Raw genomic sequence first — 15,755 nt, forward strand, 5'->3', positions numbered from 1 at the left:
GCACGGCGGAGGACGACGGCATGCCCCTGGACGTGATGGCGGTCGTACTGTTCGCGGCACTGCTGCATGCCGGCTGGAATGCGCTGGTGCGCAGTTCGCAGGACACCTTCGCCGACACCGCCTTCATGGTCGGCGGCGCTGCGCTGTGGGCGGCCTGCCTGCTGCCGCTGCTGCCCATGCCGGCGCCGGCCAGCTGGCCCTGGCTGGGCGCGTCGGTGGTGATCCACGTCCTCTACTTCTCGCTGGTGGCGCTCGCCTACCGCGGCGGCGAACTGGGCCTGGCCTATCCGCTGATGCGTGGTTCGGCACCGCTGCTGACCGCGCTGGCGGCGACGCAGCTGCTCGGCGAACGGCTGTCGCCAGGCGCCTGGACCGGCATCGTGCTGATCGGCGGCGGCATCCTGCTGCTGGCTGGCGACGCCCGGCGCCGCGGCCACCTGCACCTGGGCTCGGCCGCGCTGGCGCTGGCCAATGGCGCAGTGATCGCCTGCTACACGCTGATCGACGGCCGCGGTGCGCGCCTGTCCGGCAGCGCCTTCGGCTATACGGCGTGGATGCTGCTGCTGAGCGGTCTGTTGATGCTCCTGCTTTTCTGCCTGCGACGTGGCCGACCCGAGCTGGCGCGGCTGCGCGGCAGCGGCCGACGGGCAGTGATCGGCGGGGCCGGCACGCTGGCGTCCTACACGCTGGTGCTGTGGGCGATGACGCGCGCGCCGATCGCGCTGGTGGCTGCGCTGCGCGAAACATCGGTGGTATTCGCGCTGCTGATCGCCGCTGGCGTACTGAAGGAAACGGTCAGCCGGCTGCGCCTCGCCGCCATCGTCGTGGTCGGCGCCGGTGCGATCGCACTGCGGCTGCTGCAGTGAGCGGTGCGTCCTAGCCGCGCGCGGCGCGCAGCTTGGCCGGTGTCGTGCCGAGCCGTGCGCGCAGCACGCGGGTCATGTGCGCCTGATCGGAAAAACCGCAGCTGGCGGCCACCTCCTTGACCGCCAGATCGCCGGCGGCGAGCAGCTGGCGCGCACGCTCGACGCGACGGTCGATCACGAAGGCGTGCGGCGCACGGCCCTGCGTCTCGCGGAAGCGGCGGTGGAAGGTACATACGCCGAGACCCGCCGCCTCGGCCATGTCTTCCAGCGTCAGCGCTTCGTGCAGGCGGCTGTCTATCAGGTCGAGCACGCGGCGCATCTGCGCCGGCGACAGGCGGCCGCCCGGCAGGTCGTGACGGAAGGTGACCTGGGCATACCTGCGCAGCAGGTGCACCGCCAGCTGGGTGCCCAGCGTCTCCGCATACAGCGGACCGCCCATTTCGGGCTGCACCGCCTCCTGGGTGATGGCGTCGGTGATGGCGAGCAGCGTCGGGTCGCGCGCGCACAGTACGTCGTGCAGCCGCACCTCGGCCACCGGCCTGTCCATCACCTCGCCGGCCACGCGCGACATCAGGCTGTTGGACAGATAGACGTGCGACACGTCGATCTGCTGTGTCCAGTGCCAGTGCGAGGCCTCTGACATGGTGAGCAGCGAGGCGTCACCGGGACGGCAGTCGGCACGCGACCAGCGCTGGTCGAAACAGCGGTCCATCGGCGTCTGGCCGGCGGCGTAGCGCACGACCATGAAGTGGTCCAGCGGCGGAATCGGTACGTCGAGGCCGGCGTATCGGTAAGAACGATGACCGACGCCCTTCCAGCCGAGGTTGTCGCTCGACGAAAGCACCTCGCCGGGCACCCACTGGGGCAGTTCTTTCGGCGTGATGATGTTCGGCATGTCGTTCTCCCCCGACGAGAAGGCCGGACGCGGTCCGCTGCGCCGCCGGTCGCGCCTGCCGGCACACGCCGGCAGGCAGGGGCAGCTTAGCAGAGCGTCCGGCGCGCCGAGGTTGCAGCGCAGCGAAGCGGCCGCCTGTTCAGCCGGCCGGTGTGGCGAGCAGTTCCGCCAGGTGGCCGTCTACCTGCGCCACCATCGCCGGGTCGGTGCCGAGCAATGCGAAGTGACCGTCGATGCTGTCCAGCACACGCAGCTCGCTGCCGGCCACCAGGCGCTGTTCGCGGCGGCAGTCCTCGGGCGGGAAGAACATGTCGTGGCTGATCGGCATCACGTACATCTTCGCGCGCACGCGGGCGAGCGCGGCCGCGAGATCACCGCCGGCATGGCGGCTGACGTCGCCGCGCTGCCACTTCCACGCCATGCACAGCAGGTCGTTGGCGTCCATCGGCCCGAAGTAGCCGACCATGAAGCGCTCGACGAAATCGGCGACCGAGTCGAAGCCGAGCACGCGGTGCCGCCCTTCGCGGAAGAAATCCACGCTCCAGCCCATCACCGTCCACAGCTTGGCGTGACGGCGCAGACCGTCGATCACGTCGTACGAGGCGGCGTAGCGGCCGCCCTTGAAGTTCGGGTCGGTGACGATGGCTTCGATCAGCGTTTCGGCGAACAGGTAGTCGTGTTCGCTGTTCTTCGCGGTGCCGGCGATCGGCGCCGCGCGCAGCACGCGGTCGGGAAAGCGCACCGCCCACTCCCAGGTCTGCTGCGCGCCCATCGAGCCGCCGACCACCAGCGCCAGCTTCTCGATGCCGAAGTGCTGCGACAGCAGACGCTGCTGCGCGCGCACGTCGTCACCGATGCGCACGCGCGGAAAGCGCTCCATCGCGATGGCGCCGTCGCTGTTGTGCGGTGAGCTCGACAGGCCACTGCCGATCTGGTTGATCTGCACGATGAAGTACTTGTCCGGGTCGAGCGCGTGGCCCTTGCCGATGTAGACCTGCGCGATGATCTTGCTGGTGCCCGAGTACCAGGTGGGCACCAGGATGGCGTTGTCCTTGCGGGCATTCAGCGTGCCGTGCGTAACCACGGCCAGCCGGCAGTCGGGAATCGTGCCGCCCTCCTCCAGCTCGAGCGCGCCGATGCTGATGAGCTCGTAGGGGCCGTGCATGTCCTGGCTGTAATAGTCGTTCTGGATCATCTTCCTGCTCCTCCGTCGTCGCCGTCACCGGGCGGTGCGGCGCTGTGTCCGGGCCCGGCCGGCGATGCCGGCCGGGTGCATCGCCGATCAGGCGAAGGTGAAGCCGCGATAGCCGCTGGCCGCGACCTCGTCGCACTTCTGGCGGTAGGTGCCGACGCCGCCGATGTAGGACAGCAGGCGACGCGGCTTGCCGGCGACGTTGGTGCCCATGTACCAGGAGTCGGTCTTCACCACGAGCGTCCTGTTCGCCGTCTCGTCGTGGTGGGCGACCCACTGGTCCTGCAGCGCCTGAGACGGCTCGATCACCTGCTGGCCCTTGTCGCGCATCGAGCGTATGCAGGCGGTGATCCAGTCGACCTGCTGCTGCAGGCAGGTGGTCATGTTGCACAGCGCGGCCGACGGCGCCAGCGGCGCGCCGGTGGTGAACATATTGGGATAGCCGTGCACCTGCAGACCCATCGTGGTGCGGATTTCCTGGCCCCACTCCTCCTTCAGCGAACGGCCCTCGCGGCCGCGGATGTCGATGCGGGTGAGCGCGCCGGAGCCGGCGTCGAAGCCGGTGGCGAGCACCAGGATGTCGAGCTCATGCACGGTGCCGTCGGCGGTCATGACGCCCTCGGGCACGATGCGCTCGATCGGCGCCTGCTTGACGTCGACGATGTCGACATTGGGCTGGTGGAACACCTCCAGGTAATTGCTCTCAAGCGGCACGCGGTGGGTGCCAAAGCCGTAGCTGGTCGGGATGAGCTTTTCGCACAGCGCCGGGTCCTTGATGCGCGCGCGCATCTTGTCGCGCACGAATTCGGACACCACGTCGTTCACCTTCTCGTCGAAGAACATTTCGGCGAAGGAGGCCAGCCACAGCGACAGCGAGCCGTCGGCCCACAGCCGCTCCAGCACTTCGGTGCGCTGCGCTGGCGTGAGGTCGGCCCAGGCGCCGTTCTCGAAGTCGTATTCGAAGCCGGAGAAGGTGCGCGCCACGCGGTCGCGGATCTGCGCGAAGCGCTCGCCCTGCTTCGCCCAGTCGGCCGGGCTGTACTTCGGGTTGCGCATCGGTATCACGTACTGCGGCGTGCGCAGGAACACCTTCAGGTGGCCGACCTGCGGCGCGATGGTCTGGATCACCTGGATGCCGGTGGCACCGGTGCCGACCACGCCGACCCGCTTCCCGACGAATTCGACCCGCTCCTTCGGCCAGCGTGCCGTGTGGTGGATTTCGCCGCGGAAGCTGTCCTGCCCCGGGAACACCGACGTCAGCGGCGCCGACAGCATGCCGGTGCAGCAGATCAGGAAGCGCGCCGTCACCGTGTCGCCGGCGTCGGTGGTGATCGCCCACTGCCGCCGCGCTTCGTCGTAGCGCGCCGCGGTGACGCGGGTGTCGAAGCGGAAGTGCTTGCGCAGGTCAGCGCGATCGGCGACGTAGTTCAGCCAGCGCTCGGTTTCCGGCTGCGCCGGGAAGCGCTCGCTCGGCTGCCAGTTCTTGAACATGGCTTCGTCGAACCAGTACTGGTAGATCTCCGCCTCGGAGTCGAAACGCGCGCCCGGATAGCGGTTCCAGTACCAGGTGCCGCCGACGCCGGACCCGGCCTCGAAGCCCTGCACCGACATGCCCATCTCGCGCAGCCGATAGACCTGGTACAGCCCGGCCACGCCGGCGCCGATCACCACCGCGTCGAAGGTGCTTGCACCTTCGGTCGCTCCCGCCGCTTTTGCGGCCACAGTTGCTTCGCCCATCTTCCCCTCCGTCATTTTGACTATGTGCAGAACCCGGAATGCCCCCGCGCGGGGCGGGACCATCTGGCGCTGACTGTAGGGATGGGCGGATGGACGGGCTTGAACAATCCCGGCAAATCTTTGAACGATCCGGGAGGTGCTGTACCCAGGGCGGGGGCGCTGCTCAGGCACTTGCCCGGTTCAATGCCTCGATTGACCACGCAACTTCTCGCGCTGTCGCCAGCAAGAGCATATGCTGAGCGGGTCGAGCGCCAGCTGCCGGCAGCAGCCCTCTGAAACGTTGTCCTGCGGGAGACACACCATGACCGACGTATCTGCACTCCCAGTCAGGCTCTGCCAATTCCGCTTCCGATGTGGTGCCAAGTGGGGCGATTTGGCATTGACCGAGGTAGATACCATCCGCTTCTGCCACGAATGTGGAAAGGAGGTCGTCCTGTGCGCAACCGGGACGGAGCTCGTGGCAGCGATGGAGCAACGACGATGCGTTGCGATCGATATCGCGCCTGTCGATTTGGGAAAGCTGGAGCTGGTGCCAGCCCCTCCGGACCAGCCGATTGAGCTGATGACGCGACTGATCGGGGAAGTAGGCTAGATCCAGACCACACGCACGTTGCGACGCCGCAAAAAGAAAAAGGCCAGTTCCGGAGAACTGGCCTTTTGCTTCTGCATCTGGTGGGTTGTGAGTGGCTCGAACACTCGACCTACGGATTAAGAGTCCGCTGCTCTACCAACTGAGCTAACAACCCGGAAACTTGCTTCGCGTACTGCTTCGGCCCACCGAGTGGTGGGTCGGGCGAGACTCGAACTCGCGACCAACGGATTAAAAGTCCGCTGCTCTACCGACTGAGCTACCGACCCTCGCCTTGCGAAGACCGCGGACTATAGGTGAGAGGAAGGGCTCTGTCAACCCGGAATTTGACTCCAGACACACCTCGCAGCTCAGTCGCGCATCAGCCACCACATGGTCGCCTTCATGGTCAGCGCCGAGCCGGCGATGATGGCGAGCAGTGCGATGGCCGAACCCAGCGCGAGCGTCGATACGCCGGTGATGCCCTGACCGATGCTGCAGCCGGAAGCGAGCACGCCACCGATCGCCATCAGCGCACCGCCGATGCCGTGACGCACGACATCGGCGGTGCCGCGGAACCACTCGACGCGGAATTTTCCGCTGGCAATGGCATGGATGAAGGCGCCAACGACGACACCGGCCAGCGCCATCAGGCCGAAGTTCAGCAGTGCGGCATTGGTCGGGTCGAGCAGCCAGCGCGCGCCGTCGGCCATCGGGCCGACAAAGGTGTAGGACTGCGCCTCGACCCGGCTCGGCACGACGTCGGCGAATTCGGCCCATTCCTTCCACGCCGCGGCGCGCGGGCCGGCGGTCAGCCACCAGCCGGCCAGCACCGCCAGACCGAAGCCGATACCGCCGGCCACGTGGTCGATGTTGCGGCGGAAATCGGCCGAGGCGAAGGCCCACACGGCCAGTGCGGCGGCGATGATCCAGGCCAGTGCACGATTCAGCGTGGCGGCGTCACCGCCGACCGCAGCGGCAACGACGGAACCGAGCGCCTGCGAATCGATGCCGCGCGCGTCGAGCGACAGCGTCCAGTCGTTCATCCAGCCGAAGGCGCTGGCGTAGAAATCGGTGAAGATCATCAGATAGGCGAACACGGCGCCGACCGCCAGCACGAACAGCGACTTCAGGTTGCCGCCGCCGATGCGCACCAGCGTCTTGTTGCCGCAGCCGCTGGCCAGCGTCATGCCGACGCCGAACATGAGGCCGCCGACGATGTAGCGCAGCCAGGCGAGCTGCGGCGTGCGGTAGGGCGGATAGGTGGTGCTGAGGTCGACCACGCCAGCCGATTCGAGCCCGACCAGGCCGGCCATGGCGGTGGCGATCGCCAGCATCCACGAGCGCATGCGGCCGAGGTCGCCGATGTTGATCCAGTCGGACACCGCACCCATGGTGCAGAAGCCGGTGCGCGAGGTGAGCGCGCCCAGCGCGACAGACAGCGCGAACACGGCTGCCAGTGTTTCGGTGTGGATGTTCAGTTCCATCGTCGTTCCGGAGCGGTAACGCCGCCCCGGAATGCGGGACGACGGTTCAGCGGTAGCGCGTCGGGTCCGCCACCCCGGCTGCCGCGAATCCCTCGCGCCGCAGGCGGCAGGAGTCGCACACACCGCAGGCGCGGCCTTCATCGTCGGCCTGGTAGCAGGACACGGTCAGCGCGTAATCGACGCCGAGCTGCGCGCCGGCACGGATGATACCCGCCTTGGTGAGGTCGATCAGCGGCGCGTGCACGGTGAGCCGCGCGCCCTCGACCGCTGCCTTGGTCGCCAGGTTGGCCATCGCCTCGAAAGCCTTGATGTACTCCGGGCGGCAATCGGGATAGCCGGAGTAGTCCACCGCATTGACGCCGCAGAAGATGTCCTGAGCGCCGAGCACTTCGGCCCAGGCGAGCGCCAGCGACAGCATGATGGTGTTGCGCGCCGGCACGTAGGTGACCGGGATGCCCGGCGCCACGCCACCGGTCGGCACGTCGATCGCGCTGTCGGTCAGCGCCGAGCCGCCGAAGGCGCGCAGATCGAGCGCAATGGTGCGGTGGCCGGCCGCACCGAGCGCCCTTGCAACGCGCTCGGCAGCGACCAGCTCCGCCCGGTGCCGCTGGCCGTAGTCGAGTGACAGGCAGTGGCAGTCCAGCCCCTGCGCACGCGCCATCGCAAGCACGGTGGCCGAATCGAGGCCGCCGGACAGCAGTACGACCGCGGCCCTGCCGCCCCTGCCCTGCCCGCTCACTTCTTCTGCGCCGCCTGCTTGATGCGCTGGCGCGCGACGTCGGCCGAAGGCGTGCCCGGATACTGGGCGATCACCATGTCCAGCGTCTTCTTCGCACCCTTGGCATCGCCCTGGATCTGCTGCGTGTTGGCCAGACCGATCAGCGCTTCCGGCGCCCGCACGTCGGCCGGCCACTGCGCATGCACCTGCTGGTACAGCTCGGCGGCCCGCGAGTAGGCCTTGGTCTGGAAGGCAGCGCTGGCGGCCCAGTAATGGGCAGCCGGCTGGAAGCTGCTCTTCGGCCAGCTCTTGATGAAGGCTTCGAAGGCCAGCTGCGCCTCGGCGTACTTGCCGCCCTTGAGCAGGTTCAGCGCCGCCTCGTAGTCGCGCGGCTCGGCGGCCGGATCGACCTCGGGCTCTGCTGCGGCGACCGGCTTCGTCTCCAGTGCACGCAGGCGGGTGTCGAGATCGAGGTAGAAGTCCTTCTGCCGCTTGGTGGACGCCTCCAGCTCGTAGGTGAGCACCTCGACCTGGCCGCGCAGCTTGGCGATTTCGCCGCGCAGCGCCTCGATCTGGTTGTTCAGATCGAGCTGCGTGCGCTGCGACTGTTCGAGCTGCCCCTCGAGCTTGCCGATGCGCGCCTTGGTGTCGGCGCGCAGGTCCTCGATGCGCTGGCGCGCGACCTCGTCATCGAACAGCGCTGCCCGCGCCGGAGCCGCGACGATGAACAGCGCGGCGAGCGCCGCCGCGACCCCGTTGCGGGCCTGCATCAGAACTCACCCGAGTAGAGCATTTCCGAACGGCGGTTCTCGGCGTACGACGCTTCGTCGCTGCCCACCATGCGCGGCTTCTCTTCGCCCAGGCTGACCGACTCCAGCTGCGCTTCCTGCACGCCCAGCAGCATCAGCGCGCGCTTGACCGCCTCGGCACGCTTCTGGCCCAGCGCCAGGTTGTACTCGCGCGAACCGCGCTCGTCGGTGTTGCCCTGGATGAGCATCTTGAACTTCGGGTTGGCGGTCAGGAACTTGGCGTGCGCCGAAATCAGGCTGGCGTAGCTGTCCTTGATCACGTAGCTGTCGTAGTCGAAGTAGATGATGCGCTTGGACAGCGGGCTGTTCGGGTCCTTCAGCTGGGCGAGCAGCGCCTCTTCGGCCGTCATCTTCTTGCCGTCGACCGACGGCGGCGTGACCGGCGAAACGGAGGGACCGGTCGGTGCGGCCGGGGACTTGTCCTCGGTCGGCGCGGCGGGTTGCTCCGGACCGGTGGACGAGCAGCCGGCCAGCACGGCCAGTGTCAGGGCTGCGATGGAAAGCTTGGTATGGGTGCGCATGGTGTTGGCCTCTCTGGTTTCGCTACTGCGTGGGGTTGTGACGGTATTTACGGTTTGTTGAACGGGCCCCAGGCCGGCTCGCGGACATCGCCGCCAGCCTGCCCGGACAGTTTCTGCTTGACGCGGCCGTCGGCCGACACTGCCGACAGCACGCCGCGTCCGCCGATCTCGGAGGCGTACAGGATCATCCGGCTGTTCGGTGCGAAGGACGGCGATTCGTCGCGCGACGAATCGGTCAGGATCTGCGTCTGCCGCGTCGCCAGATCCATTGCCGTGATCTGGAAACGGCCGCCATTGCGCGACACATAGGCCAGCGTCTTGCCGTCCGGCGACAGGCGCGGCGTCACGTTGTAGCTGCCTTCGAAGGTGACGCGTTCGGCGTTGCCGCCACTGGCCGGCACGCGGTAGATCTGCGGGCTGCCGCCGCGGTCCGACGTGAAGTAGATGTACTGGCCGTCCGGCGAGAACTGCGGTTCGGTGTCGATGGAACTGGAGCTGGCGATGCGGGTGAGACCGCTGCCGTCAGCGTTGATCGTGTAGATCTGCGACGAGCCGTCCTTGGTCAGCACGATGGCCAGACGCTTGCCGTCCGGCGCCCAGGCCGGCGCGGAGTTCGATCCCTTGAAGTTGGCCACCACCGAGCGCGAGGTCGAGGTCAGCGAATGCACGTAGATGATGGGCTTCTTCGCCTCGAAGGACACATAGGCGAGGCGCGTGCCGTCCGGCGACCAGGTCGGCGAGATGATGGGATCGGCCGAGCGCAGCGCGATGCGCGGGTTCTGCCCGTCGGCGTCGTCGATGGTCAGTTCGAAACGCGTGCCCTTCTTCACCACGTAGGCGATTTGCGTATTGAACACGCCGCGCTCGCCGGTCATCTTTTCGTAGATGAAGTCGGCGATGCGATGACCGGTTTCCCGCACGGTGGCCGGCGCGAACACGAAAATCATGCCGTCCGGCTTGCCCTGGCGCGCGATGTCGTACAGGCGCATGCGCACTTCGTAGCGACCGCCCGGCACCGGCAGGATGCTGGCCAGCGCCAGCGCATCGGCGCCGCGTTCCTTCCACTGGTTGAGGTCCACGGCAGCGTCCTGATGGACCGGAGTGCTGCCCGGGTCGACCAGCTTGAACAGACCGCTGCGCTCCAGGTCGGCGCGCACGACGCCGACCAGCGCCTGCGGCAGCAGGCCCTCGCCGGCGAAATTGGCGATGGCGATCGGAATGCGGTTGGCACCGGAGCCGGTAATTTCGACCGTGAGCTGGGCGTGGGCGAACTGCGCGGCGAACAGCAGCGCGGCGGCCATCAGTCTGAAGAGCTTGATCATCGGATCCTTTCCGTAAAGTGTCTGCAGGCGCCGGTCACTCGGCCAGCGGCCGGAATTTCAGTTCCAGGTTGCGCTCGAACACGGCCGGGTCTTCCGGCTTGGGCAGCGGCGACGACTTCACGATGGCGCGCAGTATCGCCGCATCCAGCGCCGCATTGCCGGTCGACTGTCTCAATCTGGGCTCGCCGACCACCGAACCGTCAGGCAGCAGCGAAATCGCCACCACCGCTTCCGGATTTCCGGACGCGCCGGGCGGCACCACCACGTTGGGCTTCACCTTGGCGCTGATGCGGCCGGCCCAGGTTTCGCGCGCCTTGCTGCGCGCGCCATCGGCCGCCAGCTTGGCCATCAAATCCGCTTCCTGCGCGGCCTGGCGGCGCATCTGGTCGGCGCTTTCGCGGGCCAGCGATTCCTTCAGCAGCTTGTCCTGCAGTTCCTGCTCCAGCCGATTGTCCGGCTTGGGCGGCACCTTGGGCTCCGGCTTCTTCTCGACCTTCGGTTCCGGCTTGGGTTCCGGTTTCTTCTCCACCGGCTTGGGCGGCTCGGGTTTCGGCTCCACCTTGGGCGGCGTCTTCGGCTTCGGCGGCTCCTTCAGCGCGATGTCAGGCTTCGGCGGCGGAGGCGGCGGCGGTTCCACCACCGGCTCCGGTTGCCTCTCGACCACCGGTTCCCGCGGCGGCGGCGGACGCACCGGTGCCTCGATTGGCGGCAGGCTGCCCACCAGTTCGACCTGCACCGCGGCCGGCTGGCTGGTCTGCCAGCGCACGCTGTAGAACAGGAACAGACCGAGCAGCAGGTGCATGCCGGCGGCCAGTGCGGCCGACTGCCACTTGCCGGGCTGCGGACGGTTCAGTGCGAGATCGCGCATCAGCGGGCCGGTTTCGCGTTCTGCCCGGTCTGCACCAGCAGGCCGATTCGGGTGAAACCATTACCCTGCAACGTATCCATCACGAGCAGGATTTCCTCGTAGCGCACCGCCTTGTCGCCGGCCACGACCAGCGCGCGGCTGGCGTCGCCGCCCTGCATGTCGCGCAGGCGGCTCACCAGCGCGTCGCGCGTGACCGCCTCTTCCTTGCCGCCCTTGTCGCGATCGCGCAGCGCCAGCTTACCGTCGGCTTTCACCATCACCTCGATCGGCTGAGCCGGCGTCTGCGAGGCCTGACCGACGCTGGGCAGTTCGATGCTGCCGGTCGGCGTGGCCTGCGGCGCGACCATGAAAATGACGAGCAGCACCAGCATCACGTCGATGTAAGGCACGACGTTGATCTGGTTCATCATGCGGCGCTGTCTTCTCATCGCCGCTTACCGGGCCTGGCGTTGCAGGATGTTGGAGAACTCTTCCATGAAGCTCTCCCAGCGGATGGAAATGCGGTCGATGTCGTGCGCGAAGCGGTTGTAGGCGACCACCGCCGGAATCGCCGCAAACAGGCCGATCGCGGTGGCGACCAGCGCCTCGGCGATGCCCGGCGCCACCTGGGCCAGCGTCGCCTGGCCGACGTTGGACAGGCCGCGGAAGGCGTTCATGATCCCCCACACGGTACCGAACAGGCCGATATAGGGGCTGACCGAGCCGGTCGAGGCGAGGAAGGCGGTGTGCGATTCCAGCTCGTCCAGTTCGCGCTGGTAGGTCGCCCGCATCGCGCGGCGTGCACCGTCGACCGCGGTCGCCGTGTCGATGTTCTGCCGCCCGCGCAGCTTGGTGAACTCGCGGTAACCCGCTTCGAAGATGCGCTCCATGCCGCCGGCGTTGTGGCGGTCGTTGGCCGCGCTCTGGAACAGCGCGTTGAGGTCGCCGCCGGACCAGAACTCCAGTTCGAACTTGTCGGAACTGAGGCGCGCCGCGCGGATGGCGAAGGACTTGCGGAAGATCCAGTACCAGCTCATGAAGGAAATGCCGACCAGCAGCGCCATCACCAGCTTGACCAGCAGACTGGCGTGCATCACGAGCGAAATGATCGAGAGGTCTTCGGAAAGATTCATGTGAGGGTGGAAACGGAAGGCTGGATGGAAGGAAGCAGGCGCTCACGCAGCGCTGCGGGCAGCGATACCGGACGGTTCTTCGCCATGTCGATCGACACCACACGGACCACGCCGTCGAACAGCAGTTCGTCGCCGCGGTACAGGCGCTGCACGAAATCGACCGCGGCGCGCGTGGTCGAGGCAATGTGGCTGCGCACTTCGAGGGCGTCGTTGAAGCGGGCCGGTTTCAGGTATTCGCCCTGCACCGACCGCACGACGAAGCCGACGCCCTGCGCCGCCATCTCGACCTGGTCGAAGCCGAGCGCGCGCAACCATTCGGTGCGCGCACGTTCGAGAAAGCGGAAGTAGTTCGCGTAGTACACCACGCCGAAGCTGTCGGTATCTTCGTAGTAGACGCGTACCGGCCACGAAAAGCCGGCAACGTGCTGCGCTGGTGAAGTCATGGCGCGGGATTTTACCCGACCCGCGCCCCGGGCTTTGCGCAGGGCAGCAAATTCGCTTCGAAAGGGGATGTAACAACCGGCCGGGGGGAGAACCGCACCCCGAAGCGGGCGCCGGGCGCGGATCGGGCGCGATCTCCTTGGGAGCGGCCTTGGCCGCGACAAGGCTGTTGCGGGCCGCCGGCTTCGATAGCGGCCGCTGTCGGGGTCAGAAGATCCCTCCCACAGAACCCTGGACCGGGCCCCGGCCGCTCATCGTGCGCATCCCTGCGCCTCCTGGCAGGGACCGACCAGCCCTCGCTTACAGATCGTCGAGGCCATCCAGCATCTGCCGGGCACGGTCGCCTATCGCCGTCCGCTCGGCCGGCGCGAGCTTCTGCAGATTCTTCGCCATCAGCGCGGTGCGCGGATTGGCGGCGAATTCCGCCTCGTGGCGGTCGAGGAAATGCCAGTACAGCACGGTCACCGGGCAGGCCGCTTCGTCGCTGCGTGCCGACGGGCTGTAGCGACAGCCGTCGCAGTAATTGCTCATGCGCTGGATGTAGGCACCGCTGGCGACGTAGGGCTTGCTGGTGAAACGGCCGCCGTCGGCGTACAGCGCCATGCCCGCCACATTGGGCAGTTCCACCCATTCCACCGCGTCGACATAGACCGCCAGATACCAGTCCTCGACCTGCTGCGGCGCGATCTCCGCCAGCAGCGCGAACTGGCCGGTCACCATCAGGCGCTGGATGTGGTGGGCGTAGCCGTGGCGCAGCGTCTGGCCGATGGCGGCGCGCATGCAGTTCATGCCGGTGTCGCCGGTCCAGTACCAGCGTGGCAGCGCGCGGGCGTGGCCGTAGTGATTGGCGTCGCGCATCCGTGGCATGTCCAGCCAGTACATGCCGCGGATGAATTCGCGCCAGCCGATCACCTGGCGCACGAAGCCCTCGACCGACTGCAGCGGCAGGCCCCGCTCACGCCAGGCGGACACCGCGGCGGCGACCACTTCGCGTGGCGACAGCAGCTTCAGGTTCATCGCCGCGCTGAGCCGTGCGTGCCAGAGCCAGGGCTGACCGGTCCACATCGCGTCCTGGTGATGGCCAAACAATTCGAGCCTGTGCGAAACGAAGTCCGCAAGCGCTGCCAGCGCCTGCTCGCGCGTGACCGGCCAGTCGAAGTCGGCGGTCGAGCCCGGGTGGTCGGCGAAGCGCACCTCGACTTCGGCAATGACCTCGCGGGTGATCGCGTCCGGCTCGAAGCGCAGTGGCGGCGGCACCAGGCCGGGCCCCTTGCGGCCGAAGCCGCTGCGGTTGTCGGCGTCGAAGTTCCAGCGGCCGCCGGCCGGTTCGTCGCCATCCATCAGCACACCGTGCCGTTGGCGCATCATGCGGTAGAAGAATTCCATGCGCGGCTGCCGGTACTTCTTCGCCCAGTCGGCAAAGCCGGTGCGCGAAATCATGAAGTGAAGGTCGTCGCGCAGGTCGAGCGCCACCCGCTCACGCTCGCACAGCGCCCGGATCGCCTGTTCCAGGCGCCACTCGCCCGGCTCGACCAGCACCATCTTGCGGGGCACGTGATCGCGCAGCCGCGCGGCGAGGATGTCGACCAGGTCTTCGCTGTCACCGTCGCCCAGCGCGCGGTAATCGACCGTCCAGCCGCGGCCGCGCAGCGCGTCGGCGAAATGGCGCATGGCAGACAGGAAAAGCGCACTGCGCGCCTTGTGGCTCCAGACATGGGTCGATTCACCCGCCGCCTCGATCATCAGCACGCGGTCACGGCCCGGATCGAAACCGTCGAAGGCGGCCGATGCGTGATCGAGCTGGTCGCCGAGCACCAGCACCAGATGACGGACCTCAGACATGTTGACCGCCCTTGCGGCGGCAGGCCTCGGAACAGTACTTCACCGCCTCCCAGTTGTTGCGCCAGGCGCGCCGCCAGGTCATGTCACGGCCGCAGACCGCACATGGCTTGCTTGGAAGAAAGGTCTTGTTGCCCTTGTGTCTGGATTGCATCGCTGCCGTCGCGCTCATGAGTACCGCCTCTGGACAGGCAGCGCGGCCGCCGGTTTCATTGCGGCGCCGACAACCACGTATCCACTCAAGCGAGCCGCCGGGCCGCCCGATAATCGAATGATGAAAACTGCTCCGCTCCCCGAAGACGAGGCGCAGCGCCTGCAGGCACTGCGCGACCTGTGCGTGCTCGACACGCCGCCGGAACCGGCGTTCGATGCGCTGACCGCGCTGGCGGCGCAGCTGTTCGACATGCCGGTCGCGCTGGTGAGCCTGATCGACGAATCCCGCCAGTGGTTCAAGTCGGCGCATGGGCTGTGCCTGCGCGAAACGCGGCGCGACGCCGCGCTGTGTACGCACACCATCGTCGCGCCGCAAGGACGCATGGTGATCGAGGACACGCTGAACGACGCTCGCTTCGCCGACAACCCGCTGGTGGTCGGCACGCCCGGCATCCGCTTCTACGCCGGCGTGGCCCTGCTCAATCCGGACGGTCTGCCACTGGGCACCTTCTGCCTGATCGATTTCAGGCCGCGCAGCCTCGACGTTCGCCAGCTGGACCAACTGGGCGCGCTGGCGGCGCAGGCCGAGGCGCAGCTGCATCTGCGCATGCGCGTGCAGCAGCTGCATGCGCTGACGCGGGAAATGCGGCAGCAGCACGAACTGCTCGAACGCCAGCGTCAGGCGTTGCAGACGCGCTGCGAGGAGCTGGCGACCGAAGCTCACGTCGATGCGCTGACCGGCAGCGGCAACCGTCGCGCCGGCGAGGCGCGGCTGGGCGAGGAATTCGCGCTCGCCAGCCGGCTGCAGCTGCCGCTGTCCGTCTGCCTGATCGACGTCGATCACTTCAAGGACGTGAACGACAGCTACGGCCACCCGCACGGCGACGAGGTGCTGCGTCGCGTGGCCCGGCTGATCGGCGAGGCGCTGCGCGCCAGTGACTACGTCGCGCGCTTCGGCGGCGAGGAGTTCCTGGTCGTGCTGCCCGGTGCCGAACCGGCGACCGCGCGCGCCGTCGCCGAACGCATCCGCACGCACGTCGCAGACGCGCACTGGGAGCGCCCGCCTGTGCTCACCATCAGCGCCGGCGTTGCCAGCCGCAGCTCGACCACCACCTCGCCCGAACACCTGCTGCAGCAGGCGGACAAGGCGCTCTACCGCGCCAAGGCCGGCGGCCGCAACCGGGTCGAATCCGGCGCCGCACCGGCGGGCACCCACGGCGACTGACG

At 67.8% G+C, this 15,755-nt stretch carries 16 protein-coding genes and 2 tRNA genes; 2 read left to right on the forward strand and 16 right to left on the reverse strand.

Annotated features, from left to right (window positions below; all coding sequences use genetic code 11):
* Window positions 1–20: 20 nt before the first annotated feature.
* Window positions 21–866 (forward strand): EamA family transporter, encoded by an 846-nt coding sequence (locus METRZ18153_RS0119080; protein ID WP_020166246.1) that lies wholly within the window; start codon window positions 21–23, stop codon window positions 864–866.
* Window positions 867–876: 10 nt separating this feature from the next.
* Here the strand turns inward: METRZ18153_RS0119080 and METRZ18153_RS0119085 are convergent, their stop codons facing one another.
* The 16 genes from METRZ18153_RS0119085 to METRZ18153_RS20720 all read right to left on the reverse strand — a co-directional run bounded on the left by METRZ18153_RS0119085 (window position 877) and on the right by METRZ18153_RS20720 (window position 14,547).
* Window positions 877–1,761, reverse strand: coding sequence for a helix-turn-helix domain-containing protein (locus METRZ18153_RS0119085; protein ID WP_020166247.1), 885 nt, complete (start codon window positions 1,759–1,761; stop codon window positions 877–879).
* 139 nt (window positions 1,762–1,900) lie between these two features.
* Window positions 1,901–2,956: an alpha/beta fold hydrolase gene (locus METRZ18153_RS0119090; protein WP_020166248.1), complete on the reverse strand. Its 1,056-nt coding sequence runs from the start codon at window positions 2,954–2,956 to the stop codon at window positions 1,901–1,903.
* Between the two features lie 87 nt (window positions 2,957–3,043).
* Entirely contained in the window at window positions 3,044–4,690 is a 1,647-nt protein-coding gene (locus METRZ18153_RS0119095) for a flavin-containing monooxygenase (RefSeq protein WP_020166249.1), read from the reverse strand.
* Window positions 4,691–5,360: 670 nt separating this feature from the next.
* Window positions 5,361–5,436 (reverse strand) — tRNA-Lys (locus METRZ18153_RS0119105).
* 36 nt (window positions 5,437–5,472) lie between these two features.
* Window positions 5,473–5,548: transfer RNA gene (locus METRZ18153_RS0119110), tRNA-Lys, on the reverse strand.
* 81 nt (window positions 5,549–5,629) lie between these two features.
* Window positions 5,630–6,745, reverse strand: coding sequence for a YeeE/YedE family protein (locus METRZ18153_RS0119115; protein ID WP_020166251.1), 1,116 nt, complete (start codon window positions 6,743–6,745; stop codon window positions 5,630–5,632).
* Window positions 6,746–6,791: 46 nt separating this feature from the next.
* Complete coding sequence (gene queC / locus METRZ18153_RS0119120; RefSeq protein WP_020166252.1) at window positions 6,792–7,484, reverse strand: 7-cyano-7-deazaguanine synthase QueC; 693 nt, start codon at window positions 7,482–7,484, stop codon at window positions 6,792–6,794.
* Window positions 7,481–8,233, reverse strand: a complete 753-nt coding sequence (ybgF, locus tag METRZ18153_RS0119125; RefSeq protein ID WP_020166253.1) for a tol-pal system protein YbgF — start codon at window positions 8,231–8,233, stop codon at window positions 7,481–7,483. The genes queC and ybgF overlap by 4 nt, the downstream gene beginning before the upstream one ends.
* On the reverse strand, window positions 8,233–8,793 hold the full coding sequence (gene pal, locus METRZ18153_RS0119130) for a peptidoglycan-associated lipoprotein Pal (protein ID WP_020166254.1): 561 nt from the start codon (window positions 8,791–8,793) through the stop codon (window positions 8,233–8,235). The genes ybgF and pal overlap by 1 nt, the downstream gene beginning before the upstream one ends.
* 47 nt (window positions 8,794–8,840) lie before the next feature.
* A complete protein-coding gene (gene tolB, locus METRZ18153_RS0119135) occupies window positions 8,841–10,115 on the reverse strand; it encodes a Tol-Pal system beta propeller repeat protein TolB (protein ID WP_020166255.1) in 1,275 nt (424 codons plus the stop codon).
* Between the two features lie 34 nt (window positions 10,116–10,149).
* Window positions 10,150–10,983: an energy transducer TonB gene (locus tag METRZ18153_RS0119140; protein WP_020166256.1), complete on the reverse strand. Its 834-nt coding sequence runs from the start codon at window positions 10,981–10,983 to the stop codon at window positions 10,150–10,152.
* Window positions 10,983–11,393: an ExbD/TolR family protein gene (locus METRZ18153_RS0119145; RefSeq protein ID WP_020166257.1), complete on the reverse strand. Its 411-nt coding sequence runs from the start codon at window positions 11,391–11,393 to the stop codon at window positions 10,983–10,985. Before METRZ18153_RS0119145 ends, METRZ18153_RS0119140 begins: the two co-directional genes overlap by 1 nt.
* Before the next feature lie 24 nt (window positions 11,394–11,417).
* On the reverse strand, window positions 11,418–12,095 hold the full coding sequence (gene tolQ, locus METRZ18153_RS0119150) for a protein TolQ (protein WP_019916233.1): 678 nt from the start codon (window positions 12,093–12,095) through the stop codon (window positions 11,418–11,420).
* Window positions 12,092–12,538 carry a tol-pal system-associated acyl-CoA thioesterase gene (gene ybgC, locus METRZ18153_RS0119155; protein WP_020166258.1) on the reverse strand — a complete coding sequence of 149 codons (447 nt, stop codon included), beginning with the start codon at window positions 12,536–12,538 and terminating at the stop codon, window positions 12,092–12,094. Before ybgC ends, tolQ begins: the two co-directional genes overlap by 4 nt.
* Before the next feature lie 298 nt (window positions 12,539–12,836).
* Entirely contained in the window at window positions 12,837–14,378 is a 1,542-nt protein-coding gene (locus METRZ18153_RS0119160) for a cryptochrome/photolyase family protein (protein ID WP_020166259.1), read from the reverse strand.
* A complete protein-coding gene (locus tag METRZ18153_RS20720; protein ID WP_232416093.1) occupies window positions 14,371–14,547 on the reverse strand; it encodes a DUF2256 domain-containing protein in 177 nt (58 codons plus the stop codon). Before METRZ18153_RS20720 ends, METRZ18153_RS0119160 begins: the two co-directional genes overlap by 8 nt.
* Window positions 14,548–14,646: 99 nt before the next feature.
* Between METRZ18153_RS20720 and METRZ18153_RS0119170 the strand changes: the two genes are divergently transcribed.
* Window positions 14,647–15,753, forward strand: a complete 1,107-nt coding sequence (locus tag METRZ18153_RS0119170) for a sensor domain-containing diguanylate cyclase (protein ID WP_020166261.1) — start codon at window positions 14,647–14,649, stop codon at window positions 15,751–15,753.
* Window positions 15,754–15,755 lie beyond the last annotated feature (2 nt).

It is taken from the genome of Methyloversatilis discipulorum, from assembly GCF_000385375.1.
Taxonomy (GTDB): domain Bacteria; phylum Pseudomonadota; class Gammaproteobacteria; order Burkholderiales; family Rhodocyclaceae; genus Methyloversatilis; species Methyloversatilis discipulorum_A.

Excerpts from the sequence above, each read along its gene's own strand:
- METRZ18153_RS0119080 (WP_020166246.1), top strand. The coding sequence starts at position 21 with ATGCCCCTGGACGTGATGGCGGTCGTACTGTTCGCGGCACTGCTGCAT.
- METRZ18153_RS0119085 (WP_020166247.1), bottom strand. The coding sequence starts at position 1,761 with ATGCCGAACATCATCACGCCGAAAGAACTGCCCCAGTGGGTGCCCGGC.
- METRZ18153_RS0119090 (WP_020166248.1), bottom strand. The coding sequence starts at position 2,956 with ATGATCCAGAACGACTATTACAGCCAGGACATGCACGGCCCCTACGAG.
- METRZ18153_RS0119095 (WP_020166249.1), bottom strand. The coding sequence starts at position 4,690 with ATGGGCGAAGCAACTGTGGCCGCAAAAGCGGCGGGAGCGACCGAAGGT.
- METRZ18153_RS0119115 (WP_020166251.1), bottom strand. The coding sequence starts at position 6,745 with ATGGAACTGAACATCCACACCGAAACACTGGCAGCCGTGTTCGCGCTG.
- ybgF (WP_020166253.1), bottom strand. The coding sequence starts at position 8,233 with ATGCAGGCCCGCAACGGGGTCGCGGCGGCGCTCGCCGCGCTGTTCATC.
- pal (WP_020166254.1), bottom strand. The coding sequence starts at position 8,793 with ATGCGCACCCATACCAAGCTTTCCATCGCAGCCCTGACACTGGCCGTG.
- tolB (WP_020166255.1), bottom strand. The coding sequence starts at position 10,115 with ATGATCAAGCTCTTCAGACTGATGGCCGCCGCGCTGCTGTTCGCCGCG.
- METRZ18153_RS0119140 (WP_020166256.1), bottom strand. The coding sequence starts at position 10,983 with ATGCGCGATCTCGCACTGAACCGTCCGCAGCCCGGCAAGTGGCAGTCG.
- METRZ18153_RS0119145 (WP_020166257.1), bottom strand. The coding sequence starts at position 11,393 with ATGATGAACCAGATCAACGTCGTGCCTTACATCGACGTGATGCTGGTG.
- tolQ (WP_019916233.1), bottom strand. The coding sequence starts at position 12,095 with ATGAATCTTTCCGAAGACCTCTCGATCATTTCGCTCGTGATGCACGCC.
- ybgC (WP_020166258.1), bottom strand. The coding sequence starts at position 12,538 with ATGACTTCACCAGCGCAGCACGTTGCCGGCTTTTCGTGGCCGGTACGC.
- METRZ18153_RS0119160 (WP_020166259.1), bottom strand. The coding sequence starts at position 14,378 with ATGTCTGAGGTCCGTCATCTGGTGCTGGTGCTCGGCGACCAGCTCGAT.
- METRZ18153_RS20720 (WP_232416093.1), bottom strand. The coding sequence starts at position 14,547 with ATGAGCGCGACGGCAGCGATGCAATCCAGACACAAGGGCAACAAGACC.
- METRZ18153_RS0119170 (WP_020166261.1), top strand. The coding sequence starts at position 14,647 with ATGATGAAAACTGCTCCGCTCCCCGAAGACGAGGCGCAGCGCCTGCAG.